Source organism: Paenibacillus taichungensis (genome assembly GCF_013359905.1).
Lineage (GTDB): Bacteria > Bacillota > Bacilli > Paenibacillales > Paenibacillaceae > Paenibacillus > Paenibacillus taichungensis.
The window spans coordinates 1-26,310 of record NZ_JABMCC010000112.1; the positions used below are offsets into that span (position 1 = coordinate 1).

General features: G+C 45.1%; 18 protein-coding genes and 1 pseudogene. 2 read left to right on the top strand and 17 right to left on the bottom strand.

Annotation, left to right across the window (positions count from 1 at the left end):
• The 5 genes and pseudogenes from HP548_RS16085 to HP548_RS16105 form a co-directional block, all read right to left on the bottom strand.
• Positions 1–387 (bottom strand): annotated as a pseudogene (locus HP548_RS16085) (sugar ABC transporter substrate-binding protein); the annotation flags it as partial.
• Positions 388–551: 164 nt separating this feature from the next.
• The gene (locus HP548_RS16090; RefSeq protein ID WP_175382220.1) at positions 552–2,090 is read right to left on the bottom strand and encodes a response regulator transcription factor; all 1,539 of its coding nucleotides are present in this window, start codon (positions 2,088–2,090) and stop codon (positions 552–554) included.
• Positions 2,080–3,903, bottom strand: a complete 1,824-nt coding sequence (locus tag HP548_RS16095) for a sensor histidine kinase (RefSeq protein ID WP_246318093.1) — start codon at positions 3,901–3,903, stop codon at positions 2,080–2,082. The genes HP548_RS16090 and HP548_RS16095 overlap by 11 nt, the downstream gene beginning before the upstream one ends.
• A 43-nt stretch (positions 3,904–3,946) precedes the next feature.
• Positions 3,947–5,473: a response regulator transcription factor gene (locus tag HP548_RS16100; protein WP_175382221.1), complete on the bottom strand. Its 1,527-nt coding sequence runs from the start codon at positions 5,471–5,473 to the stop codon at positions 3,947–3,949.
• A 413-nt stretch (positions 5,474–5,886) separates the two neighbouring features.
• On the bottom strand, positions 5,887–6,240 hold the full coding sequence (locus HP548_RS16105) for a VOC family protein (RefSeq protein WP_175382222.1): 354 nt from the start codon (positions 6,238–6,240) through the stop codon (positions 5,887–5,889).
• A gap of 217 nt (positions 6,241–6,457) precedes the next feature.
• On the opposite strand from HP548_RS16105, the gene HP548_RS16110 reads away from it, so the two are divergent.
• The gene (locus tag HP548_RS16110) at positions 6,458–6,922 is read left to right on the top strand and encodes a CBO0543 family protein (RefSeq protein ID WP_175382223.1); all 465 of its coding nucleotides are present in this window, start codon (positions 6,458–6,460) and stop codon (positions 6,920–6,922) included.
• A gap of 25 nt (positions 6,923–6,947) precedes the next feature.
• Here the strand turns inward: HP548_RS16110 and HP548_RS16115 are convergent, their stop codons facing one another.
• Complete coding sequence (locus tag HP548_RS16115) at positions 6,948–8,234, bottom strand: cellulase-like family protein (protein WP_175382490.1); 1,287 nt, start codon at positions 8,232–8,234, stop codon at positions 6,948–6,950.
• Positions 8,235–8,331: 97 nt separating this feature from the next.
• Entirely contained in the window at positions 8,332–11,727 is a 3,396-nt protein-coding gene (locus HP548_RS16120) for a tetratricopeptide repeat protein (protein ID WP_175382224.1), read from the bottom strand.
• A gap of 127 nt (positions 11,728–11,854) precedes the next feature.
• Here HP548_RS16120 and HP548_RS16125 point away from each other — a divergent pair, with 127 nt between their 5' ends.
• Positions 11,855–12,751 (top strand): AraC family transcriptional regulator, encoded by an 897-nt coding sequence (locus tag HP548_RS16125; protein ID WP_175382225.1) that lies wholly within the window; start codon positions 11,855–11,857, stop codon positions 12,749–12,751.
• A 117-nt stretch (positions 12,752–12,868) separates the two neighbouring features.
• Here HP548_RS16125 and HP548_RS16130 read toward each other — a convergent pair whose 3' ends face one another.
• The 10 genes from HP548_RS16130 to HP548_RS16175 form a co-directional block, all read right to left on the bottom strand.
• Positions 12,869–14,098, bottom strand: coding sequence for a multidrug effflux MFS transporter (locus HP548_RS16130; protein WP_175382226.1), 1,230 nt, complete (start codon positions 14,096–14,098; stop codon positions 12,869–12,871).
• 376 nt (positions 14,099–14,474) lie between these two features.
• The gene (locus tag HP548_RS16135) at positions 14,475–16,733 is read right to left on the bottom strand and encodes an FAD-dependent oxidoreductase (RefSeq protein ID WP_175382227.1); all 2,259 of its coding nucleotides are present in this window, start codon (positions 16,731–16,733) and stop codon (positions 14,475–14,477) included.
• A gap of 19 nt (positions 16,734–16,752) precedes the next feature.
• Positions 16,753–17,580 carry a carbohydrate ABC transporter permease gene (locus HP548_RS16140; RefSeq protein WP_064637560.1) on the bottom strand — a complete coding sequence of 276 codons (828 nt, stop codon included), beginning with the start codon at positions 17,578–17,580 and terminating at the stop codon, positions 16,753–16,755.
• Positions 17,581–17,595: 15 nt separating this feature from the next.
• A complete protein-coding gene (locus HP548_RS16145; RefSeq protein WP_076289323.1) occupies positions 17,596–18,480 on the bottom strand; it encodes a carbohydrate ABC transporter permease in 885 nt (294 codons plus the stop codon).
• Positions 18,481–18,593: 113 nt separating this feature from the next.
• On the bottom strand, positions 18,594–19,901 hold the full coding sequence (locus HP548_RS16150) for an ABC transporter substrate-binding protein (RefSeq protein ID WP_099855987.1): 1,308 nt from the start codon (positions 19,899–19,901) through the stop codon (positions 18,594–18,596).
• A gap of 93 nt (positions 19,902–19,994) precedes the next feature.
• Positions 19,995–20,762 (bottom strand): response regulator transcription factor, encoded by a 768-nt coding sequence (locus tag HP548_RS16155; protein ID WP_099855989.1) that lies wholly within the window; start codon positions 20,760–20,762, stop codon positions 19,995–19,997.
• A complete protein-coding gene (locus tag HP548_RS16160; RefSeq protein ID WP_175382228.1) occupies positions 20,740–22,563 on the bottom strand; it encodes a cache domain-containing sensor histidine kinase in 1,824 nt (607 codons plus the stop codon). The genes HP548_RS16155 and HP548_RS16160 overlap by 23 nt, the downstream gene beginning before the upstream one ends.
• Before the next feature lie 165 nt (positions 22,564–22,728).
• Complete coding sequence (locus HP548_RS16165) at positions 22,729–23,559, bottom strand: phosphoenolpyruvate hydrolase family protein (protein WP_175382229.1); 831 nt, start codon at positions 23,557–23,559, stop codon at positions 22,729–22,731.
• 26 nt (positions 23,560–23,585) lie between these two features.
• Positions 23,586–24,800 (bottom strand): Tm-1-like ATP-binding domain-containing protein, encoded by a 1,215-nt coding sequence (locus HP548_RS16170; RefSeq protein WP_175382230.1) that lies wholly within the window; start codon positions 24,798–24,800, stop codon positions 23,586–23,588.
• Positions 24,801–24,921: 121 nt separating this feature from the next.
• The gene (locus HP548_RS16175; RefSeq protein WP_175382231.1) at positions 24,922–26,148 is read right to left on the bottom strand and encodes a phosphoenolpyruvate hydrolase family protein; all 1,227 of its coding nucleotides are present in this window, start codon (positions 26,146–26,148) and stop codon (positions 24,922–24,924) included.
• Between the last annotated feature and the right edge of the window lie 162 nt (positions 26,149–26,310).

The following is a 26,310-nucleotide window of genomic DNA, read 5'->3' on the forward strand; positions in this document are numbered from 1 at the left end:
CGCGTGTTCTTCAATCAGATCTTCAAGCGGAATGACTGAACCGGCTGCCGTAAGTTTGGTATCGGCTGAGATCAGATCCGGATAATCTCCACCGGCGATCATGACGCCGAGCTTTTGGTTCTTGTCACCAGCCAGAAATTCGAATTTGAATGTAACGCCGAGCTCTTCCTTGATTTTTTTGTAAATCTTGTTGTCAGCGGTTGGCTGCTGTCCGGCCTCGTTCAGGAATACCGAGATTTCTAACGGACTATCAGCCCCCACCTCACTACCTTTACTACTCTCCTCTCCGCTGCCTGAATTGCTACCTGAGCAACCTGCTAGCACAACGCTCAATGATAATAACAACGTTGCCCCCATACGGAAAAATGATTTTTTACTGTCCCCCATAAAGCACCTCCAAAGTTTGATCTCACTATATGAAAGCCCTTTCATTTGAATAATTTAATTATAAATTTACATCTTCATGGAAACTATATTCGAATTATAGCTCTTTCCGAGAAAACCTCAGGTTTTCTTAAAATATCGAAATGGGCTTCTTTGAAGATACATCGCTAGACGTTTTTCTTATATTCGTTAGGAGACATGCCCATTCGTTTCTCAAATTGTTTTAAAAAATGATGGTAATTAGCGTATCCAACCTTTTCCGAGACCTCGCTATTTTTGTACTGATTCATATGCAGCAATCGACATGCCTCTTCAACCCGCAGGTTATGAAGCAGTTCATTAAAGCCGATTCCATTTTTTCGTATCAACAGTTGTCCCAAGTAAGCTGGATGCAGGAAGAAACGCTCTGCAAGCAACTTAATGGTCAATCCCTCGCGGAAATGCGCATGAATATAATCGTTAATATCCTGTACAATACCCTGTGCTTCGAAGACGCTCTCTTTAAGCAAAATCTCAAAGCAGACTCTTCCGCACGAACGCAACATGCCAATCAAATCATCAAAGGTTAACAGTGTTTCATCCAGATCCGGAATTTCGAACAAACGGTAATTCTCTGAATCTTCTGCCATTTGCGACCTCACGTAGGCCCGAATTTCATGAAGAAGGTAAATGACAAATTTTCGAGCCTCATCCGGATGGACCCTCATCTGCCGAAACGATTGCTCCATAAACTCCACAGCGGATTGGTAATTGGCGTAATCAATGAGCTGAAGTGCTCCGAGTACTCGCTCAATCAGTTCAACCTGTTTGTTGTGTCTTTGAAAATCACGGTTCTGAAGATCAGCATAATCCATTATGCTGTTCACTTCCGCTTCATAAAAGGCGTGCAGCAACGCCTTCTCTGCTGTTATTCGGGAGTTGCTGATTCGATGAAGAGAGGATTCCGCTGAGCCAATCGCCATATATGTACGAAAGCCCGCCAGACGGCGAGCCAGTCCTTCTAATAATGTTCTTAAATTCTCGCTCGTTCTCTGCGGTCCGGAGGAAACATCGCCGAACACAATGGATACGAGATCATTTCGCATACGAATGAAATAAATGACATGTTTGCCGTTCAGAACTTCTGAAGCAAGACTACTCCACTGGCCAAACTCTTTCTCGGATACCTGAACCAGACATACACACCAGGATTCAGCTGACTGGGAAAGGGACTGAATTAGTTGAGTACTTTCTGGAGATCGCACTTTGCCTAATAAAGCCTCCTTCATCGTCAGAATTTCCTGCTCTCTCCATGCAATCTGCCCAATATATAGCTGCTCTTGCTCCTTTAGCAGTTCCATGCCCATTGTACGAATCTCGGACTCCGCCTGTTCCTCATCTAATGGTTTTAACAGATAACCGGAAACTTTGAATTTAAGCGCTTTTCGTGCAAACTCAAAATCGCTGTACCCCGTAAGTATAATGAACTTGGTCAACCAGTTTCCTCTACGACGCCATTCTTCAATCATTTCCAGTCCATTCATAATGGGCATATGAATATCAACCACGACAAGATCTGGCTTTTGCTCTTCCATTCGTTGCAATCCTTCCGCACCATTGCTGCACAAAGCGCATACCTCAAAGCCAAGACTTTCCCATGGAATCCACAGCTGCAAGCCCTCTAGCGCCAATGGCTCGTCATCAATCAACAGTACTTTAAATGCCATTGTCCCTGCCTCCTTCTTTATCCTGATGCTCTAGCAGTTGCAATGGAATTTCGAAGGAAACCTCTGTCCCTTCACCTATTATGCTCACCAGGTTAAAATCCACTTTATCGTCATAATACAACTCAAGACGGCGATATACGTTACGTATGCCAATATGACTCCCTCCGCATTCCTCCTTGCTCCGCATATGGTACAGAACCTCTTGTAAGCGTTCCTTATCCATGCCCTTACCATTATCAGATACAACGACTCGCAGGCGCTCGCTCACAACTTCCGCTTTAATTTTCACATAGCCGAGTCCCTCAATAGCCTGAATTCCATGTTTGCAAGCATTCTCAGCCAATTGCTGGATACTCATTTTGGGAATTCTATACTGCCTCGCCTCATCGCTAATATCAATGTAATATTCAAACTTGTCTCGAAAACGAAATTTCTCAATTCCAAGATACATGACCGTAAAACTCATTTCCTCTTCCAGCGTGACCAAATCGTCCTTCCAATTCAATAAACGGCGAAGCAGCTTGGATAAGTCCTTGATAATATCCTTGACATCCGCATAATTGTTTTTGGTGCTAACCACCAACAGCGCATTTAGTGTATTGAATAAAAAATGGGGATTCATCTGGCTTTGCAGCAAATTCAGCTCAGCACGAATACGCTCAGCCTCCTGACTCCGCTGTTGAATTTCAAGCTTGTACACATTATTGATTAAGGAATGGATCTGAGCGGTCATCATGTTGAAATTACGTATTAGATGACCTATCTCATCCTTTCCACCATCAATGTTGATTAGATCAAATTTCTCGTTACCCACCTTTTGCATATGTCTTGAAAGGCGTTTTACTCGATAATTGTATGATCGCAGCACGACATAGATAAAGATAGAGGTAACCAAGGTAATGATACCAGCGAGCATGCCAAAATAAAGCTTCATGGAAAGCATCGCTTGTTTGACACGTGTTTCTTGAGGCACACCAATGAGCTTCCAACCTTTCACATAGCTGGCATTGCCAATTGGAACGATATGTAGATCCTTGTCCGATGCCTTGCTCATATTGAATAACGCATAATCACTATCGACCTCGCCCTGATACTTGTCATCTGTGGATACGATAATCTGATTTTTGGCGTTGACCAAATACAGATCCAGCGAACTTTTCTCTCTCGCAATAACGTCATAGAATCGATTAAGATAAAAATCAATGCGCACCAGCTTCTTGTAAGAGTTGTCCGAGTTATAATAGTCCATTTTTTCAATTACGCTAAAATACGACGAGATCGCCGCGCGATCATTTGCTGCCTTATCGCGGTATGCAAGCACACTCAGTGACTCCCCTGACGTTTCCCATTGCCTGAACCAAGTACTGGTGTTCATTGAGCTGTCCAGATAATAATAATCCCCTCCTGAGACAATGGTTGGGTTATCCGTGTAAATGCCAATTCGCTGAATCTGATTGTTCACGGGAATATAGGAAGTCACCCGATGGCGAAGCTGTTCATCGAACGTATTGTAAAAATCCAGTTGACCATTGTATACACGATCCATGGATTCGGACAATAGCTTATCCGTGATTAATGCGTGACTGACAGCGATTCCCCCGTCAATCATGGTGTGAATGTCCTTTCTGGCTCGCTCCAGCGAGATTTGCAAATTCTGTTCTTCCCGCTCCTTGATCAGCCCAGACATACGATCCATGAACAAATAATTGCTTGCTATGATTGGAAGCAAAATACCAATAACGTATATCAGTATAAACTTGTAGTTCAAAGGAATATCGTTCACGATACCGCGAAATCGGAATTTCCTAAACATGTCTTCCATCGCCATCCTTCATTTGTTACTTGTCATATCAGACCTATGATTGTTTTCTGTAAGTAGAAGGAGCCATACCCGTCATTCGCTTGAACTGACTTACAAAATAGTCAGCATTGGGGTACCCTGAACTGACCGCAACTTCGGCTATGCTGGAACAGCTCTGACGTAATAGTCTCTTGGCCTCCTCGATCCGTTTATCATTCAGATATTCCCGAAAAGACTTGCCAGTCTGCTGTTTGAAGGCTTGCCCCAAGTAGTTGGCATTCATATGAAATTTCTGTGCAAGTTCCTGGAGCTGCAGCTTCTGCCGAAACTCATGGTTAACATACTGCACTACACGAAAAATCGTGCTGCATTCCTTTTCTTTTCGCTGCTCCTGCAGAGCTCTCAAAGCGTTGATACTTAATACCAGTGCATATTCCCGAAATGCAGGATAGGAATCAATGTCGGTTAAGCCGCCCAACATATGTTGTAGCTGCAACTTAAACCTGTCTACATCCCCATCCAGCTCCTTCAGGTGCTTGAGAACTCCCATCTCAAGGGCAAGTAATTGTACCCGAACATATTCTATATCCGACACAGGCAGTCCTGAACCTGGATTTGCAAGCAGCTCGTTTACCTCTCTCTCGATCCCGCCCTCTTCACCCGTTAAAATGGTATTAAACAGGTTAGTTAAAGTCTTTTGGTTCACAGTCGCCATGATACCATTCCTTGGCAAGTCTTGATCGCAAATAATGCCACTCTCTTCTTGATAACGCTTCCATTTCAAGGCAGAAAATGCTTTTTCATATGCCGGCCGCATAGCGACTACTCCACCTGAGTGATATCCAAATGCCGCTATGATTGATGCATGACCGGAGTACATCTCAAACAGGTTTCTCCCTAGCCTCTCAAGCCAACTCAGGGAATCTTCAATTTCAGCAGCAAATACACCCATTCTTCCGTCAGCATCCATAAAAAATTCGTAGTGAGGAGCGCTAGCAAAACGCTGTACGTGTGATTGTATGTCCGCATTACAAGTATCCGCCTCAATTAAAAGACAGGCCATGTTCTCATGACCCTCCATTTGCAATATACTTTCCACTTCGGCTTGCAGTTCACTGCTGTCCTCACCCTCAAACAGACGGTTGAACAAACAGTTTACATATAAATTACGCTCATGTTGATACAGCTTCTCCGAGACAAGCTCGTTCTGAATTTTACGACTCATCTGTTCTAATACGTTTTCAATCTCAACCTCATCAATGGGCTTGAGTAAATAATCCTCCACACGCTGTTCCAGCGCTGTTTTCACATAATCGAAGCTATCGTATCCGCTTAATATGACAAAACGCGGCGGTTTGGCTAGATTTTGTATCGAACGGTCAATCAGTTCAAGTCCGCTCACTGATGGCATATGAATATCTGTAAACACCAGGTCTGGCCGAAGGTTCTCAATAATGGACCAAGCAGCGTTTCCGTTCTCTGCCTCTCCACAAATTTGAAAACCGTATTTATTCCAATTTACCATTGTTCGCAGACCTTCAAGTACCCATGGCTCATCATCCACCAACAAAACATTCATCATTCTTAGTTCCCCCCGTTAATAGTGATGAATAATCTGCTTTTACCTTGGACACAAACGTGGAACATTGCACATTGGAAAATGTGTACCTATATAATTATTCAGATCTTTCAGCTCTTATACAATAGACAATACTTGATTTAGTATCCAAAGCTTTACTCTTTTATAGCTTTTGGTATAGTTCTCATTTTATGATAGCGAACTTTTTCAGCACCACACCTCAGCAGCTTTATGTACCACATTGGCGATGATTCTGGTTCAATTTTGTCATTGTACACCTTGAATTTGCGACTATTAGTTAATCATAACATCCGAGAAAAGAATGCCAATACTTCAAACCAATATACAATAATTTTTAAAGAAAGAACTTTAATTTAAACAGTAACTCTGCTTGTACACACTCTCTGACAACTGATTTAATGTATATGAGCAAGGATATTGATTAACTTACCAAATGGATCACGGACATAGAATCGACGAACTCCCCAGGGCTCATCCGTAAGATCATATTCTATTGTATAACCAGCGCTTTTCATGCGTTCGTACGCTTCATCGACATCATCGACTTCAATTGAAAGGTCAGGTGTAGATGTATTTGAGCCACCTTGTGTGGCTATACTTATTTGAACGTTCTCCTCCCCAATTAATCCGTATGTTTCAATCCAACCATGATTCATCAATAAATCTAGTTCAAGCACATCCTGGTAAAAGTTTTTTGCTGCTGGAACGTTTTGTGTATTAATATTGGTGACAATTCGTTTTACCCTCATTTTCAAAACCTCGATTCAAATAATATATTTCCCCAATGAGGAAACCTCGCCCTTATTTCACATTATCATCTAGTACCACGTTATTCAATCGACAAAAAGGCCAACCAGAAGATTCTGGCTAGCCTGCTAATACAAAAGTGAGATGCATCCCTTATGAAATTTTAAATTTGGTTAATAATAAGAAATTATTCAGATGAAAACTTATGGGAGTGATTTGATGCTGGGGAATGTCATTTTTGGTTTGGTTATCCCCATCTTAATTGGTGGTTGGATTCTACGCAGAAACGTCAACATCCTCTTAGCTTATTATCCGCTGGGAGTAGCCACCTCTTCTTGTCTAAACGGTGTGGGTTTTAATTTCTTTTGGAATATACTTCCAAACACTCACAACCAGTCATATGCAGGCCTCCCTTTCGACTTAGGTATATACCCTGTTGCCGGGTGCCTCATGATATACATGATTCTTGAAAAAAATACGAAGTCATGGCTAGCAATTCTAATCACATCTTTTACATTAACGCTGATCGAATGGTTGGCTAAAGAGATGGGTAGAGTTATATATTTTAATGGCTGGAACATCTATTGGACTTTCTTTTCTTACTTTCTTCCTTTAGTCGTAGTATACGGATATAGTAAAGTATTCACTCTGATGTACGACATTTCTAAAAAGAAGAGAACATAAAGCTTGATTCTTGCCAACATAACAATTATTGCGATGCAAGAATATATCGATTCCATTTCTGCTGCCAGGCGACATCGTCCCAGAAAGGATGATGTGGTGCACAGTTGGAGCATAGAGTCATTCCCCAGAAGCCAAGAGCCATTCCTTTACGCAGTGCGTACTCTGCAATAAATTTCCCTATTGGCCCCTCTTCGAATCCCGCTAACAACGGCGTATAACCAACATATCCTTCCCCAATAACGACCGGCAAGCCAGAATGAGCAGCCCATTCGTGAGCTTCCTCGAAGCGCATATCTACCTTTTGCAGCATAGCCAGCTTATGTTTACTATAATTGTCGTATAAAAAAAGATCCCATTTATCGGGCTCCACCCAGTCATGAAGATAGAGCAGCCTTAACCCTACCGGATTTCCATCCATCCTCCATTCCTGGTCACGCGGTAGCGTATACTCTTCAAATGCAGGCGCATCCTCTCGCAGGAGCGATTGGACGAATGAGCCGGGAAAAGGCGTATGTTGATCATCAATTCCAGCCGCTTCGGTTAATTCATTCAATACCCCTTTGATATAGAGATGGAAATGTGCAACCTGTAAATTTCCCGCTACATAGGATTTGGGATAGGCTTCATTTAGTGTATAACTTGCTGTCATCAGGATATCCGGGTGGACACTTCTAAGATAACCTACGGCCCCTTCAATATAAGGCTGCATGGCTCCCACCAGTGCCGGTACATTGGACGGAGCAATGCCTTGAGCGTTTCCAATCTCGGTCAGTTGCCCGAACTCCACCTCATTATGCAACTCTGTGTAGACGATCTGTTCGTCATATCCTTCCGCTTTTATATACCGGATAAGCTGATCCATGGATCTCGCAATAGCCATAAATCGCTCCTCGGGAGCTATGGCAGCCAGTTCATCGCGCAACCCGGGAAAGGCCAGAAAGCTGGGGCTCTGCTGATATTCCCAAGAAGACAAGATGATATAACAGCCATGTGCCTTGGCCTGTCTGAACAACTCCAGTAAATGCGCATGTCCATCCAGCTCGGCGCCGCCCCGGCAGTTATACCAGCGTGTCCGCTGCCCGATCTCTCCAAGGCTGCCGAAGTGTAACGGACCCGGCCGCTTGCCTTCCGCCGTGAACAATAAAAAGGGCATCGCACAGATTCGGATCGTATTATAGCCCCTCTCCACCGCTTCCTTAAATCTCGCCTCAAGGTCGCTATAGGGTTCTCCCGGTAAGGTCATGGTGTACCAGGAAAAATCCCACATCGTGATGGTCAGTTTGCGCGGCAACTCCCTACGCCCTACATCCATTATCATTACACCCTCCTTTTTGTTTTTAGCAATACAGGTTTATTCTTTATAATACAGTCAATGGACAAAATCTCTACATCTCTTTGATGATGGAGCATTAAGGTTGACATCCTTCGCGCAGTCGCCGGGAATACCGTCTATGAACCATTGCCCCTTGATGATTAGGATCCATTTCCAGAGCCAACTCAAGTTCGGTTCCGGCTTCTTTGTCACGGCCTAGCCCCAGAAGTCCTAACCCCCTCATGTACCGGCAATGGATTACATTGCGCCGGTTCAGATCATCCTCAAATACCAGGAAATCCGGCAAGGATACCGCAAAATAATCCATTTTGATGTCGTCAAAAATATGCTTTTCAGCATAATCGATCAGTTTATTAAAACGACGCTTAGCTTCCTTCACGTTACGGAGCTTCAACCAGGCCAACCCTTGGTAAAAAATCATTTCTGGCGGCTGATCGTTGTAGAACAACGCACTTGTCGGCTCGGCTAGACCTTGTGAAGCTATGGTGTAACTAGCGATGGCTTCTGATTCCCGCTGCAGACCTTCGTAAGCCATGCCGAGATAATAATAAATATTATTCTCCTGAGTTCCTTCCAACTTACCTTCTCCCAGATTCAACGGATAGACTAATGCTTGTTGTAAATGCTGAGCTGCTGATTCATAATGACCGTTTTGCAGCGATTGTTTACCAAGCTCGGTATGAGCCAACTTATATTGCCCGGTCACTTTCCCCTCTCCACCTTCCCACGGATGGAAATTGCGCAGAGACAAGGCAGCGATTGCCTCTTGATAACGTTCAAGATTGTTTAACAGGGTTACGTATTCTACATACAGATCATCCCGCTTCTCAACCAGATCTCGCCTCTCTTCAAGGATATGGAGGCGTTTGTCTGTTGACCACGCGAGTTTCTTACGCAGCTGATCCAGTTCAAAGAAAATACGACCATCATCCGGTGCACAAGCAAAGGCCTGTTCAAGCGAAGCTAGGGCCGCTTGCGGATTGTTGTGTTTATTATAATAGGCCAACCCCAAGTTTCGGTGTACCGTCGGAAAATCATCCCGCAGTTCGCGGGACTTCTCCCAGCTCGCAATCGCCTCGATAGGCCGTTTTTTGTCATAATAAAAGTTTCCGAGATAGTAATGAGCCTTGTCGTCCTTCGGATTAGCATGAACTGCACTTACCAGCAGCTCAAGTTCATACAAGGTGTTCGGGAAACAATAGGTTGGGTTGGCCAATTGTCCCTTATGGCGAGCTTCTTGAGCATGTTCATGTTGTCCGGTACGTTCATATAATTCAGCTAGTGCATAATGCAGCATCGGGTAGACTGAATTCTCCAGGTCCACTATGCTTTTCCCTACTCCAATGGCTTCTTCATAAAAACCGCTGTCCATATAGTCTGCGATGACATTCAGATAGTTGTGGGCGTCATTTCTCATCAATTGCTGCAATTCAATCAGAATACCTTGTGCAACATCCTTGTCTCCCATAGCTGTATGAGCCAAAGCCAACTCATTATAAGCTCCAAAATCCGCAACATCCAATTCAAGGGTTTCAAACGCACAGGCCTTTGCTTTATCAATCAGACCAAGCTTGCGCAGCAAGGCGGCTTTCAGATTACGTGCTTTATAGTTTCGTGAATTGCGGATGAGTGAACGATCAACATGCTCCAGAGCCTCAGTGTACTGGCCTTTCAAGCTGGAAATCTGAGCAAGGGAGAAGTACCCTGCATCCTGCCACGCTGCCGACCATACCGATTTGTGAAAAGCAGTAAAAGCCTCCTCCAAACGGCCTTGACCACGAAGTGCTACTCCCAGCTGATAGTAGGCCTCGCTGTCATATGGGTTCGGATTTCGCCAGGTCAACCGCTCAATCGCTTTGCGGAAATACTGTTCGCTGTCTATATATAATCCACGACGAAGCAGTAAAGTTCCATAAGCTACATTCAACCGGATATCACCGTTATCCCGCTTCAATCCTTCCAGATAGTACGCTTCAGGCTCAAACGTAGCATGCCGATATTGCTCCAGATGCTGGCCTGCCAGATACAGTTCTTCGGTCGAACGCAGTTCTTCTGGTGCTGCCAGTAGTTTAGCAGCTTCAGGAATCTGTTCAATATCCGGACGTTTCGGTTGATAGGAAATCAGCACTCTGCCTTCCCTATTTCGAACCAAAAGCTTCAGATCATGCTCCTGCTCCCCACTCTCCAGCGGAATAACCTTCTGATATACATCTACAGGGGACAATTCAACCGTTTCCTGCAAATACCGGGTTGCCGCCCCACTCAACTCCACAACGGCATGTTCGAGATTAGATGTTGCATATACCTTGATCACTGCCTCTCCGGCTTCAGCATCAACTTCCAGATTGATGGCTGCTTCGATGGAGGCATTTTTTACGACACCGATGTTTTTGTATGGCATGAAATACTGGGTAAAGGTCTTCTCCTCGTAGGGTTGTAGCCAAGTGAAGTCAGGCTGATTGTCTGTGTACACTCCAGTCATGAGTTCAATGTACGGGCCATCTTCATCGGTCAATTGACGGTCCCACGCCTGACCGAACTCCCCATTCCCCCACGTCCATTGCTTCTTGCCGGGAGAAATATGATGATTCGACACATGCAGCAATCCGGCTTCTACGCCGTGATCGTATGCGCCGACGAAATTATAATCGGATTTATAAGCCATGTACGAAGTCGGAACCGGGATGTTTTTATACCGGGAAATATCAACGCCTTCCGAGTAATCCTGTTTGTAATAAGTTCCGGTAGCGATAGGAAAACGCGAGACATCCCTTTTGCCATGATCAAATACAGCCGTTACGTCTGGAGGAAACACGGATTGCGTATATTCATTAACCGCTACGGCCGGATTTGCCCACCACAGAAAGGTCTGCGGCTCAGGTGTCCGGTTGTATAATTGAGCTTGGATCTCCACATAGGCCTTATCCGGATAGAGTTTGAAGGCTGCTGTGACTTTTGTACCGTACATCCGGTCGATCTCACTAACCCAGACTGTAGCACTGCCATCACCAGTTGCTTCGTATTTGTATTCAACCGGACCAAATGTATTAGGACGGTGATGCTGTGGCCAGTTAAATTCAATTCCTCCGGATATCCAAGGACCAGCAAGCCCCACCAGTGCAGGCTTAATGACGCGGTTATAATAGACAAAATCATAATTGTTCGTTTTATCAAGCGCACGATAGATTCTACCACCGATTTCCGGCATGATCTCAATACGGATATACTGATTCTCCAGAATAACCAATTTGTAATTTTTATCATGCTTCATATCCGAGATACTCTCGATCACTGGATGCGGATACACACGGCCGGTGCTTCCCTGATAGATTCTTTTCTCCAGAAACATAGGATTTGGGTCAGCTTCACCCGCCTCATATGTAGGTATCAACACGTTTGTCTCCCACACTTGTACCTGACTGGATCCGGTTGGATCCGCCTTCAGCTTGTGATCCACAGCCTCATGCTTCATGTTAGAACTGCCTCCCTTGTCTTGATAGTTATACTGTATATTCTGTCAAGGAAGGTTCCAATTGACGAAATGCGGGAAGTGATGGATTATATTCTTATTCGGATTATGAATTACGGGGGTAACTGGAATGAGTCCTGACCACATACGCAAGCGTGAAGGATTTCTAGAGGAGAAGCTATATGTACTTCCAGAATACTGGATGAAAGAACTGGAACAAGAAGAACTAACCTCTACCTTATTTATTACGGACATCGGCTATTTCTCTAACGCTCTATATCATTTCAGGGAGCGCCTGGAAGGCAGCCCCTCACATATTTTCATCTTTTGCGAAGCGGGAGAAGGATGGGTTGAGTTGAATCATGGAGAACGAATACTCATGCAACAAGGAGATATGATAATAATCCCCCCCGAAACTGCACATCGTTACGGGGCAATGCAGGAAAATCCATGGAGTATCTTCTGGTTTCATTTCAAAGGCAGCCATGCGAATAAATTGGTGAAGATGTTTGGTTTGTCTAACGCATCACTCGCTTTATCCCCAAGCGGCAAAGCCCGTTTAATGGAATGGTTCGCACCCACCTATGAAATGCTGGCCGAGCGGACATATGCCCTGACTACCCATGTACATGTGGCCCAAACTACAAGACAGTTGCTCTCCGGAATTGGTTTAAATGCCGTCAAATCGGCACAAGAGAAGAAACGTGAAACTTATCTGGAACAGGCGATTCAATACATGAATGCTCATATGAGTGGCTCTATTTCTCTTACGGAGTTGGCTAATCATGTCGGGGTGTCGAAACAGCATCTGATCTTTCTGTTTAATTCTGAAACGGGAGTCGCTCCAATTGAATATTTCCTACGGCTCAAAATTCAGCGGGCAGGTCATCTTCTGGATCTTACCGAAATGAGCATCAAGGAAGTCAGCTCTACAGTGGGCATCAGCGATCCCTATTATTTCTCCCGACTCTTTAAGAAGATTTCGGGATTCTCCCCTTCCAGCTACCGGAAGATCCCGAAAGGCTAGACTTTCAAAAGTTTCTTTGCCGTCTTTCCATTACCACAATATAAAAAACCGTTGATTCTTTAAATTAAAGTTCAACGGTTTTCTATATCTAATAGAATCAATCCCTCATATTCTCAATTAAAAGTTAGAATCAGACTGAGCATGTTGAGGTGTGTGATGCGATATTTTTTTAACGAGTAGGAAGTACGTAAGAATCGCAACGAGACTGGTCATTAATAAAGTGAGTCCAAGTGGGACGGCAGTGTCTTCACCTGCGATACCAACCAGAGGAGCAACCAGGGCGCCCAAAAGAAAAGGAACCACGCCGAGCAGTGCTGCTGCACTTCCAGCCATCTTGGCTTGGCTCTCCATCGCAAGTGGAAATGCCGCAGTAGACGTAATACCGATGGAGCAAACAAAGAAGAACAATGGAATGACCAATGCGAACAGCGGGCCATGAACTAAGGTTACCACCAAAGCTGCAACACTTGCCGCTAAAGCAAGCCACAGTCCAGATAATAAAAGAGTCTGCTCAGGTATACGTTGTGCTAACCGACCCACAATTTGGGAACCGATGATCAAGCTGATCCCGTTCGAAGCAAACAATATAGCAAATACAGTTGGTGTGACTCCATAAATATTTTGGTATATAAATGGTGTTCCTGCTACATATGCAAATACCCCAGCCGTCATGATTCCCTGTGCAAGCATATAGCCAACAAACTTGCGATCACGTAGTAGCGTTCTGTAATTGCCCAACTGTTGTTTGAAGTTGGGAGCCGTGCGTCGTTCAGGCGGGTTAGACTCCTTCAAACCCCATTTGGTCATTATTAATAAGAAAATGCCCAAAAATGAGAGTGAAATAAACACACCAATCCATGTCGTGAATGAAAGAATGCCACTTCCAGCGATCGGTGCTGCCAAAGGCCCCAAATTCCCTACAAGCAACAGCAAAGAGAAAAATTTAGTGAGTTCATGTCCACTATAAAGGTCCCTAGCTATCGCACGAGAAATGACAATTCCTGCTGAAGCCGCAAATCCTTGAGTGAAACGAAACAAAATTAATAGTCCGATATTAGGAGCAAAAGCGCACGCCAAGGAACAAATAATATAGGCTGCCATGGAGATTAACAACGGTTTACGTCTACCGTGAGCATCACTCAAAGGACCCATAACGAGCTGCCCCACACCTAGACCTAATAAACAAGCAGTAAGACTAAACTGAACAAGTGATGCACTTGTATTGAAATTCTTTGCAATCTCAGGAAAAGCCGGTAAGTACATATCAATCGTAAATGGACCTAACGTTGAAAATAAACCCAGCAACAATGCCAGGCCAAATACATTCCAATTTTTACTCTTTATCATTATTGATTAAATCTCCAATTCATTACGTAATTTAGTTTATTTGAATCGTCATTACAACCCATTATGCATTCCCTATCCCCCGTCCACACCCCACATCTATTGATCCTAACAAATTGTAACTGCCCTACTCCAGAAAAGCCACTTATTTTTCTTTCCTATTTGGAGTATAAGACATAGAGTTAACTGTAAGTCAAATCATTTATCTTAAAAAAGAGTTGGGCTTAACCACTAGATTCTCTTATTCGCTTCATGTTGGAAACCAAAGTTCGCTTAAAAACAAAAATAAGACCCCCTACTAGAGCAAATTACAGTTTTGCTTTAGGTAGGAGGTTATTATTTAAGATGAGCTAACTCTTAGTAGATCCCCGCAGGGCCGTCATCTATGAGAATCATATAGTCGAATTTCGTACACTTCTGCCCGATCGCCACCGTGCGTTTCCTTGATGATGACCCTAATCCGTTTTGAGTGTATCGGATTCTCAAGACGATGAATCTTTTTGCGAGTAAGGTTATGGCTATCACCAGCAAAACGTTCCCATTCCTCATTAATATATGCCTGCAACTCATAGCTCTTAACCAACTCCGGAATGATCAGAAACGGTGTCTCGTGATGATGCAAATTGATCAAATCCTCATTAACATCGTCATTAAAGGTAAGGTGAATTTCCCGAATATCCACTGGCTCTGGAAGGTTGACTTCAACCCATTCTTCACGGCCATTAGCGATGGGTTCTGATACCCACAGCTGTGGACCGCCAAACGGACGGACATAGCCGTTGATGACTTTATCAGGTGAATACGCGCCAGTCTCAACTGCAAAACAGAATGGCTTTCGGACAAGGCGCTTCATCGACCATTCGATAACGGGCTGATTCGGCTGATGATCCTCCAGATCAGAGCTGACTATTGGCTTGACTCCCCGCTCAAACGCAAGGACACCGCTGATCGGGACAACTGATGTGTAGAGACTGACTGCTTCATTCGCACGAACAATGACAAATACATTACAAGGATCGCCTCCAAACATTGCACTGTCTGCAGGCACATCCAACCATTGTTTTTCACCTACATCGACTTGGATGTCCACAGCTTGCTTGAAGTTTGCCGGTACATAATTCTCATGGCGACCTGTATCCCATAGTTCTATAGTCAGACTTGTCGCTTCCCGGGCAGAGACCAACAGAGTAAATCCTTCAATTCCACCCTCGGTCGGGAACAGCCATCCAACGTCAGCGACCAACCGGTACTCCTCGGAAGGTTCGTTGATCAAAATTCGACTCATCGTGCTTGAAGCCGTGATGGTTCCCCTTCTCGCAAGGTCAGCAGAATCCATATTTCTCAGTCCTATAATTGAGGCATCGGTCCGCAACATCGTTTGTTGCAATTCGGTCAAATGCTGCTCTCGCAGTTCACGAGGCGTGATGCCTTTGATTACCGACAAGGCAGCGCCTGCACCTGCTGCTTCTCCCATTACCGCACAAGTTGCCATGACGCGGGTTGTTCCGAATGCAACATGGGATGCACTGATATTACGTCCCGCAAACAGCAGATTGCTGACATTTCGGGAGTACAGGCACCCAAACGGAATATGATAAATGCCATCTGCATGCAGATGCTTGGAGCCGCTCTCGCTTGCATACATCCCTTGTGGGGGATGCAGGTCGATGGACCAACCGCCAAAGGCGACGCGGTCTTCAAATGGACGCTGAGAGATAACATCATTTTGCGTCAGGATCGTATCACCAAGGAAGCGGCGGTATTCGCGTTTGCCTGGAATCGAGCCTACCCATTCCAGAGTCATCTCCTCGGCCTGAAACTTGCCGGAGTTCTTAATATAATCCCAGACACCATAAATAACAGACCATAACTCATCCCGAATCTGCTCATTCTCATGTACCGTATCCAGCTCTCCGCCCCATTCAATCCACCAGTAGTGACAGCCGGAATCTCCACTGCGTATCACACGCTTTAGCGGAATTGGGGTTGTCGTAATGTCTTTAGCAAACGATGGGGCTACAAACCGTACCGGTTTCCCGGTATCTTTCGTATAGAACAGCAGTGTGCTGCCAAGCGTAATATCATCAGCAACTTCCGGTGCCCATTCTTCCCCGAACTCATGACGGGCTTCACGGCCAATCCGGTATGCTGCTCCAGCGAGAAATCCGACGAGTCCGTCACCAGTACAGTCAAGGAACATCTCACTTTCAAACGTAATCTCACGCTCGGAGCCCATCATCCAGCCTTTCACGCTACGAATTATCCTTGCATCCTTCTCACCGTCTGCTTCTACTTCTCTAACATCTGTATTCATAAACAAAGTGAGATTAGGCTCGGCTCTTACTGCCTCCAGCAAAGTAACGTCCCACAAATAGGGGTTACCTTCCGGATTCCGTTGTTGATTCTGAATGAACAATTCCCCCATAATGCCGGTCTCCCGTGCATAACGATTCACGCCATGCCCCGTTGCACCGCATACCCATACACGTACCTCGGAGCTGGAATTGCCGCCAAGTACAGGACGATTATGCACGAGTGCAACCTTTTGACCTAATCTTGCCGCTGCTATAGCGGCACAAATCCCGGAAAGTCCTCCGCCAATGACCGTAACATCGAATAATAGTCTTTCGCGTCTCATGATATAAACCTCCTTTGAATTAGCCTTTTACAGCTGAACTGGATACACCTTGAATAATATATTTCTGACCAAGCAGAAAGATTAAAATCATAGGGATAATCGCTGCCGAAGAAGCTGCCATCATTCCGTTATAATCAACGTTGTTTTCCAAAACGAAATTTTGTAGACCAAGCGGAATCGTATAAAGCTTTGGACTCTGCAGGAAAACCAGAGCATTCTCATAATCATTCCACTGCCAGGAAAAATCGATAATCGCAAACGTTGCAAGCGCTGGTTTCGCTAACGGTAACACCAGCTTGAAGAAAATTCGAAAATGACCCGCACCATCGAGTAATGCAGATTCTGTAATCTCGTTCGGTATACTGAGAAAGAATTGACGGAGCATAAATACACCAAATATCGAGAACATGGCTGGCAGAATTAATGCCCAATGTGTGTTATATATATGAAGCCAGTTAAACAGGATAAACTTCGGAACAAAAACAACTTGTGGAGGTATCATCATCATGGATAGATACACGATGAAGAGGGTATTACGTCCTTTAAATTCCGTACGGGCGAAGCCATAAGCAGCAAAGGCCGACAAAAAAACGGCACCAGCTGTACCAATCACGGCAATCTTAATTGAGTTCAAATAATAAGGGAGAAAATTATAGTTTCCCGTCCAGATTCGCTTATGGCTGGTCCAGTCCAGCTTCGAAGGAAGCCATTGGCGGAATACTTCGCTCGGGGTCTGGAAGGAAGTACTGAGCATCCATAAAAAAGGAACAATCATAAACAACCCTGCAATTAACATAAGGATCGTTACAGAAAGCTTAACCGAGCGTGTCTTCGTTGTTCTAAACATTGGGTCAGCTCCTCTCTAGTAATGGACCCAGCGTTTTTGGCCGACCCATTGGATGATGGTAATGACAAGAATAACCGCAAACAGGAACCAGGAAATGGTTGATGCATAGCCCATCTCATAATAGCTAAATGCCGTTTTGTAGACGAACAACGACAGAATCGTGGTGCTTCCGCTTGGGCCGCCGCCCGTAATCGCTTGGATGAGAGAGAAGGATTTGACCGTCATAATCAGCCCCGTAATCAATAGCATAAATGTCGTTGGACTAACAAGCGGCCATACAATCCTCCATGTAATAGTTGCTTTCCCTGCACCGTCAATACGTGCCGCTTCAAGTTGCTCAGTCGAAATCTCCTGCAGGGCTGCCAGATAGATAATCATGTTGTAGCCTAACATAAACCATATTTGCACGACGTCAATGGCATACATCGCCGAACTCGAATCAGCGAACCAGCCCGGAGGCGATACAATGCCGATAAAGCGAAGCACTTCATTAATCGGCCCCTGGGACGGCTGGAACAGCAACATCCATACAAAAGCAACAGCAACACCGCTAGAGATATATGGCAGGAAGAACATACCTCTAAGCAATCCTTTCAAATACACGCTCCGGTTAAGCACAAGAGCAACGAGAAATGCAATTGCCAATGAGACCGGAACGGACATCAGGAATATGATCGTGTATTTGATTGAAGCATAGAACTGATCATCACCAAAAAGGCGTTTGATATTATCTAATCCGGTGAACGTCCAATTCGGATTGGCGAATTGATAGTCCGTGAACATCATAAAGAAGGAGTACAAGGCTGGCAGAATAAAAAATGCGAGGATACCGAGCATATTAGGCAAAATAAATACGTAGCCAACCCAGCCTTGTTTCCGAATCCAGCTGTTCCTTTTCACAGAAAACGCCGCCTTTCTTCTCGTATGGAACTTTTAAATACAGCAAAGAGAGAAGACGGAAGCGAAGAATCCTTCTTCTCTCTTAGGGATATTGTCAATATTCGATTATTTGATTATTTGATATATTCCTGATGGCGTTTGGCCATATTCTTAAGCGTTGTATCGATATCCTGCTCATTCAGGAAGTATTTCTCGTATTCTTCCTTGCGGGCATCCAGCGCTTGCTGCGGTACATTTAGCTGGAATGATGGGAACTCTCCGAACACAACGCTATTCATCGACTCTGTATCGTATTTGTCTTCAACACCCTTGAGCAGCAGGTCCATTGCCTGCTTGTTATCAACGCTCTTCGAGGATGGAAGGCGTCCTCCACTTGCCATTGGCAACATTCCGCCGTCCGCATACCACTTTGCGAATTTCCATGCCGCATCCTGATGCTTGGATTTTGCATTAACCGAGAGCATATCACCTAAACCGCCAGCATATTTATAATCCTTTTGATCGGCAGATACTTTCGGAATTGTAGCGAATGCGATTTTGAAGTCATGAGGAAATTCCTTCAGGTTATTGGCGTTGCGGAAAATAAATTCTCCTGCCGCTAACATAGCTGCCTCCCCTTTGAGGAACATTGTGTCTACTGGCATCTTGCTTGTTACTTGTTCTCCATATTCGGGTGTCGATTTGTCCACAAACATCATGTCATGCACGATTTGAAGCTGCTTTTTCCAAAGATCATTATTGAAGTTAGATGTGCCTTCCGGCGTGGTTACGCCAAGGCCCGCAATGGTACCGTCAATTGCAGCGGTAAAGGCAGCATCATGCTGCATAAGACCGTACACATTCGATTTTGTTAGCGCTTTCGAATATTCTCTCAAGTCATCCCACGTCCAATCAACGGGAGGAATCGGAAGACCGGCTTCATCCAGCATGCTTTTGTTAAGCCAGATGAATAACATGTTTTTCTTTGTCGGAATACCATAATACTTATCCCCGATTTTCCATTGAGCGGCGTCTACCCCCATTTGCTCGTCGATGTTGTAATCTGTTCTGCTGCTCAGATCCAAAGCGACTCCTGCATCAACACGTTTCTGTAACCGGTTAATCGTGTAGTTGACGAACAAGTCTGCGTCCTGACCCGTCATGAGCGCCGTATCCAGCTTCAGGTTGCCGGGGTCATCATTTACATAACGGAAGTACTCGACCTGAATGTCAGGATTTTCTTTGTTCCAGCTGTCAATCACTTCTTGAGGTCCAGCCTCAGCAGGAACAGCTCCCCAAAGCGTGAGATTAATGGTCTCACCAGCATTTTGATTCGCCGATCCTGCACTCGCTCCCTCGTTGTTAGCCCCTCCGCATGCGCTGAGCATCGAAGCTGTCAAAGTCGTAATCAAAGCAACCTTTAACCAATTTCTATATTTCATTTACAGTCCCCCTTATCAAGTTGATAGGCTGCTTACTACGTCTTTAACTTTATCACCAGCCTGACATTGGGGGTATGAACGGTGTTTGGATATTCATAGAACGATTTTTTGTTCTTTTCGGTATTCGTTCGGGGTCAACCCGCACCACCGCTTGAATATTTTAATGAAATAATTGTCGTTCTCAAAGCCTACCAACCTGCCTATTTCACTCACCGTTTTCTCCGTCTCTGTCAGCAGCATTTTCGCTGCTTGAACGCGGCGGTTCTGAATAAAATGCGTGATCGTGATCCCCATCTTTTTCTTAAATAAGTCACTGACATAACTGGCATCCATGCGAACATATTCAGCCAATCTCTTTAATGTCACATCCTCGGCGAAATGCTCCTCAATGTAGGTAATCATTCGGTTCAGCTCTGGATGATCTGTTGGTTCTAGGGCAGTCTTGTCTGGAAACCATTTATCTGCCAGGCGAAGCTTATCCATTCTCGTCAGCTCTCCGGCTACTTTGTCCATGGTTTGCTTCAGTTCCTTCAAATCCAGAGAAAGCTTCATCAAATAACCTGAAGCCCCGTATTCCAATGCTTGTCTGGCATACTCGAATTCACTTACTGCCGTCAACATAACGAATCGGCATTCATGTCCTTCCTTTCTCGTGAGCTGGAGTAAACGGATGCCATCCATTAACGGCATGAAAATGTCGGAAATGACAACATCGGGCTGCAGTTCCCGAATCAACTGCAAACCTTCCTCGCCATTTACCGCCTCACCGACAATTTCAAACGGGATATTCGCCTTTGTAAACAATTTGCGCAAGCTTGCTCTTGCGTACTGTTCATCTTCAACGATCAATGTGCGCCACAATGGTGCTCCCCTCCTTCAAATATGGTTTGGATAACAATAATGGAAAATGCATGATGACCTGCGTTCCTTCCTCCGTCGACTCTATCCGAAGTCCTGTTGGCTGGTTCTTAAACATAAGCTCCAAGCTCTCGCGAAGGTTCTGTACGCCAATGCTTTTTCTTTTCCGGTAGGACTGATTCGCCTGGGATTTTTTGATTCCTATACCATTGTCCGCAACCTCCAAAATAAGCAGCGAATGGTGGATTGATGCACGAATGTCGATCCGCCCCTCAAGCTGTGATTGTCCAAACCCGTGAATCAACGAATTTTCTACCAGCGGCTGCAGACAAAATTTCGGAATCAGTGCATACTCCAGATCCCTGGAAACTTCATAGTGGAGCTCGATGCCATGTCCAAATCGTTTCCGTTGGATATCCATGTAGGATTCGATTAGCACAATCTCCTCCTTCAGAAGAATAAGATCAACCTCCAAATTCAGCGTAGTTTCTAATATTTTTCCTAGCGATACACAAATCTCATAAATCTCATCATCATCCTTATCCAGTGCAATGCTCTTGATTGTATTCAGCGTATTCAGCAAAAAATGAGGATTCATCTGACCAAGTAACACCTGAAATCGGACAAACTGCTTTTGCCGCTCCTCAAGCTTTAACTGTTCCAACAGATTATTGATGTCTGCGATCATGAAATTGAAGCTTCGGGTTAGCGCCAGCAATTCACCTCTTCCTTGTTCCGGCAGCTTTGTCTTCAAATTCAATTTTACGGTTGTCTCCATCTTTCGTTGAAGATGCTTTAAAGGACCGGTAACGGTTGAAGAAATGAAGTAAGTCAGCAGCACAAACAGCAGCAGGATGGCCCCATATACGGTATAGAACCTTAGCTTCTGTTTGTTCACTTCTTCAAATAACAAGGACAGGGGTATCTTTTTCACAAGATAACCGTCAAGCTCTTGAATTTTGCTATAGGTATACATCATATGATTGTTCACAATGGATTGGGAGGAGGTATCCTGTCCCTGACTCTGACTTGCTGCTGTAATGGCAGATGACACGGTAGAGGGTACATTGTCTCCCGACTTGGATTGAAGCATAATATTCCCATATCCATCCATTAGAAAATAGGCTCCTTCCCTATCGCTGCCGAATGTATTTTCCTCTGTTTTTTCCTGAAACCATGCTTCATAATCGATACTAAACCGTCCATAAGCAAATGGTTTTAGTCCGTCGTCACGCAGCACTTCGTAAAGGCTCAGCATCCGATTTCCTTTTCTCTCACGAACGCCGGTCGTCAAATCATTGGATTTCCATACGTACCGTTGTCCCTCAGTCCTCTTCAGTTCCTGTACCCAGGGCTCGGAACTGATGTGGGCATAATTCAGAGAATTCTCTGGCGTATAGGAAGTGTAAGCGTTTCCTTTTAAATCGATCAATGTGTAGAATACGGTAGCTCCCGTAAGGAAAAAGCTGTTTTCAATACTAGCGAATTTATTTTCCACAATTCGCTTTCGATGGATGGCATCATATAATTCCGGCTTCTGCATCACTTCGCGGAGGACAGAATCCTGATCCAACAGCATCCCAGTCTTCATCACAAGACTCATCAAATCAATAAGATCGGCTTTGATGCCTTCGAGTTGCTTGACGTTAATGTCAGAAGCATCCCGCTGGAGCATAACTTCCGTTTCTCGGAAGTTGTAGAGAACTAATATGGCTATAGGCGTCAGGAGGAATAACAGAAACGAAAATAGTATTCGGTGTTTAAACGTGCCTGGCGTTATTCGTCGCAGCCATCTGGTCAACATGATTATTGCTCAGCCCTCCCATCGGTGTATACCTCCCAATTTACTGAACATTAAGGCTGATCGCAACAGTAAATTGTAAGCGCTCATATGAGGAGTTGAGAGTCTCCTCTTCCCCTATGGATAAAAAAACGACAGCCAAATAATTGACTGTCGTTAGGTTGAATACTATGTCCGAATTGACTTGAAGGACTCCGTCTGCTGTGTAATGCCTTTCTCTGCCGCAAAGCGCTCGATGCTGGATGCGCCGAAGAATCCATCGATGCCCTTCGTTCTCTCAATGACATAGGCCGCATCCTCCGGCTCTGCAATGGGTCCACCGTGGCAAATAATCATGATCTCTGGGTTCACAGCCCGCCCTGCTTCAATAATAGCCTCAATTCGTTGTACACAGTCGTCCAGGGTCAGTGCTGTTTTTGCACCAATGGAGCCCTTGGTCGTCAACCCCATGTGCGCAACCAAAATGTCAGCCCCCGCCTCCGCCATAGCTTTTGCCTGAGCAGGATCAAAAACATACGGCGTAGTCAGCAAATCCAATTCATGGGCGATACGGATCATTTCAACCTCCAGGTCGTACCCCATACCGGTTTCCTCCAGGTTTTGTCTGAACACCCCATCAATCAAACCAACGGTTGGGAAGTTTTGAACTCCGCTGAAGCCCTGCTCCTTCAACTGCTTCAGGTAAACCTCCATTATTCGGAAAGGATCGGTGCCGCACACCCCTGCCAGAACAGGCGTATGTTTGACGACGGGCAGCACCTCGGCTCCCATCTCAACGACGATTTGATTGGCATCCCCATAGGAGAGCAAGCCCGCCAGCGAGCCGCGGCCCGCCATTCTGTACCGACCGGAATTGTATACGATTAACATATCTGCTCCGCCCGCTTCACTGCTCTTGGCCGTAATCCCTGTGCCTGCCCCGACACCTAGTAGAATTTTACCCTGCTTTACCTCTCCCCTAAATTTGTCCATAATTTCTGATCTGTTCAGCTTATTCATTTCGTATATCCTCCTTATTGGATTGGTTAGGAATTTGATGTCATGAGAGCGATCAGCTTTTGTGATGCGGCCTCTGCAAAGGCTGGATCGTTGATGGCGCAATCCATTTCAATCACTTCAACAATTGTGCGATCGATATGCTGGCGCAGGGTATTAAACAACATCCGGTCCTCCTCCGGTCCGTAGAAAGGCTCCCCCTCCACATCAATTGCGGATACGCCTCTAAGCGGTAGCATTAGCACGGTGCGTTCCTTTGCCATGTTCAGCTTCTCCGCAAGCTTCCTGCCGATCTGCTCATTCTCTTCCACTGTGGTTCTCATCAGGGTTACCGTCGGATTATGCTGATAAAACTTATGATCCTTGAATTTCTCCGGCACAGTATCGCTCGGCCCAAAATTGCACATATCTAAAGCGCCCACCGAGATTACCTGCGGAATGCGATTTTGGCCTGCAGCCTCTAAGCGATTCGGCCCCGCATTTAAGACACCGCCGATGATTTCATCCGCCCACTCCGTCGTCGTCAAGTCCAATACCCCTTCAATAAAGCCTGCTTCAATCAACGCCTCCATCGACTGCCCTCCGATGCCCGTGGCGTGGAACACAAGCACCTCGTAGCCCCGCTCCTCCAAATATTTTCTTGCCGCTGTCACACATGGTGTTGTCACTCCAAACATCGTAGCTGCAACCAGCGGCTTCTTATCCGGTTTGTGCTTATGCTCAAACTTGAGCATGCCCGCCATCGCAAATAATGCATTTGTAAATATTTTCGTAGAAATGGAGTTCAATCCGGCTACATCCACCACCGACGGAATCATGACAATATCACTCGTGCCTACGTATGGAGCTGTGTTTCCAGAAGCAACGGTTGATACCATCACCTTAGGGACTCCAATCGGCAGAGCTCTCATGGCAGGTGTGACCAGTGAGGTCCCACCAGTGCCACCAAAGGAAATGATTCCGTCAAATTTACCTTGTTTGTACAACTGTGGCACCAGCTTCTTCAATCCTATGGACAAAACCTCTGTAGCCAAAGCCCGATCCTTCTTTGCCGCAAGTTCTTCTATGGCCATGCCTGCGGCGTGGGCGACTTCCTGATTGGACACATCCGGAACAAAGGAAGATTCGAATACACCTGTATGAATCATCAATGTCCCCAACCCAAGCTCCTCTGCAATGCTTTTAATGTAAAGGTATTCATCGCCCTTCGTATCAAACGTTCCAATGATTGCGACGGTCTTCATTCCACGGCCTCCTCGTATGACTCTTTAGAAACCAAGCTCGATCGCAGGTAGCATCCTGATTTTTTCGCTAACAGAAAAACCAGTACGATCGCTATAACTTCATCATACTGGTCCTGTTTATTTATGAAAACGCTTTTATGTTCTGTGTTTTTGTGTTTAGGTTAGATCTGTACTTTTTGGGAGAGCAGCCTTTGAGCTTTTTAAACATTTTGCTAAATTGTGCGTAATTGGGATACCCAACCATCCCAGCCACTTCGGATAATTGAAGCTGCGACGCATGAAGAAGCGTGACGGCTTTATTGATGCGGAAGCTCACCAGATAGGTCTGAAAGCTGCAGCCAACCTCCTTTTTAAACAAACTGCTCAAATAGCTGCGGGAAACATGAGCAACTTTGGCAAGATCCGAAAAAACAATTTCACTACTATAGTTTTGCGCCACATACTCTTTGACAAACTCAACGTAATCATAATGCTGGGTAATGCCTTTCAGCATTTTGACCATAAAATCGTCCTCATCCAGTTTACCCAGGCGTTTAAAATCGCGAGTAATTGCCGTAATCGACTTCTCGGAAGGAATTCGTTCAAAAGCAGACCCGCCAATATACCCCATAATGTCTGTGTTGTCGCTATACATGTACTGGACATCGACCGGCGTCTTTACCGGACCGCCATAAATCATCTTGATCAAATCCGGCTTAAGCTGATTGCAGGTATCAAAAATACGCAGTGCCTTTGATTTGGCGGCCTCCAAGGATACAACCTTCCGTGCACCCAATAACCCGCCTTCGGTCAGACCGAGATGAGCACAGATTACATCTGCTCCCGCTTCAATCATCTGGGCCGCCTGAAGCTCATCAAATACGAACGCCACCGTAAACAAATCCTGTCGATGGGCCAGGCGTATGGCCTCAACCTCGATGTCATAACTAATCCCGTCTTCCTCCAGAGCCTCTCTGAACAATCCGTCGATTAGGCCAACTGTAGGATAGTTGTTGACTCCCGAAAAACCTCTCCTCTTGATTACCTCTATATAATCAGCCATTTCTATGGTTGGATCATTCGCATTCAGTCCAAAGAGTACGGGAGAATGCCTCACCAGCGGCACTATTTCTCTTGATGCAAAATCCATCACCATATCATTACTGTTGCAAAACGGCAAAAAGCCGGCTAGAGAGCTCCTCCCCATCTGGCGAAACTTGCCGGAGTTCAGCATTAATATAAAATCCGCTCCACTCTGAGCTGCATACTTCGCCGTAATCCCCGTGCCTGTCGAGACACCGATGATGTGATTTCCCTCGCACAGCTGTGATTGAAGACGCTCCAGTATGACTGTTCTGTTCAAACTCATCCGCTCCTCAACACAATTTAACAATTGTAGTTTTTGTTCCTCAATATTATTATTGTACATCATTCCGTATAGCTCATTCCCTCCTTCCTCGAACCGTTTTGTTAAGGGGCATCAAAAAAAAGCCGATTTCCCACTTGGGAAATCGACCTTAGACAATGGTCT

Bases quoted from the DNA above. Each gene is read 5' to 3' on its own strand.
- HP548_RS16110 (WP_175382223.1), top strand. From the start codon at position 6,458: ATGCTGGGGAATGTCATTTTTGGTTTGGTTATCCCCATCTTAATTGGT.
- HP548_RS16165 (WP_175382229.1), bottom strand. From the start codon at position 23,559: ATGAATAAGCTGAACAGATCAGAAATTATGGACAAATTTAGGGGAGAG.
- HP548_RS16105 (WP_175382222.1), bottom strand. From the start codon at position 6,240: ATGAGGGTAAAACGAATTGTCACCAATATTAATACACAAAACGTTCCA.
- HP548_RS16150 (WP_099855987.1), bottom strand. From the start codon at position 19,901: ATGAAATATAGAAATTGGTTAAAGGTTGCTTTGATTACGACTTTGACA.
- HP548_RS16125 (WP_175382225.1), top strand. From the start codon at position 11,855: ATGAGTCCTGACCACATACGCAAGCGTGAAGGATTTCTAGAGGAGAAG.
- HP548_RS16120 (WP_175382224.1), bottom strand. From the start codon at position 11,727: ATGAAGCATGAGGCTGTGGATCACAAGCTGAAGGCGGATCCAACCGGA.
- HP548_RS16115 (WP_175382490.1), bottom strand. From the start codon at position 8,234: ATGGATGTAGGGCGTAGGGAGTTGCCGCGCAAACTGACCATCACGATG.
- HP548_RS16170 (WP_175382230.1), bottom strand. From the start codon at position 24,800: ATGAAGACCGTCGCAATCATTGGAACGTTTGATACGAAGGGCGATGAA.
- HP548_RS16130 (WP_175382226.1), bottom strand. From the start codon at position 14,098: ATGATAAAGAGTAAAAATTGGAATGTATTTGGCCTGGCATTGTTGCTG.
- HP548_RS16100 (WP_175382221.1), bottom strand. From the start codon at position 5,473: ATGATGAATGTTTTGTTGGTGGATGATGAGCCATGGGTACTTGAAGGT.
- HP548_RS16095 (WP_246318093.1), bottom strand. From the start codon at position 3,903: ATGTTTAGGAAATTCCGATTTCGCGGTATCGTGAACGATATTCCTTTG.
- HP548_RS16135 (WP_175382227.1), bottom strand. From the start codon at position 16,733: ATGAGACGCGAAAGACTATTATTCGATGTTACGGTCATTGGCGGAGGA.
- HP548_RS16090 (WP_175382220.1), bottom strand. From the start codon at position 2,090: ATGGCATTTAAAGTACTGTTGATTGATGACGAGCCATTGGCGCTAGAG.
- HP548_RS16160 (WP_175382228.1), bottom strand. From the start codon at position 22,563: ATGTTGACCAGATGGCTGCGACGAATAACGCCAGGCACGTTTAAACAC.
- HP548_RS16175 (WP_175382231.1), bottom strand. From the start codon at position 26,148: ATGAGTTTGAACAGAACAGTCATACTGGAGCGTCTTCAATCACAGCTG.
- HP548_RS16140 (WP_064637560.1), bottom strand. From the start codon at position 17,580: ATGTTTAGAACAACGAAGACACGCTCGGTTAAGCTTTCTGTAACGATC.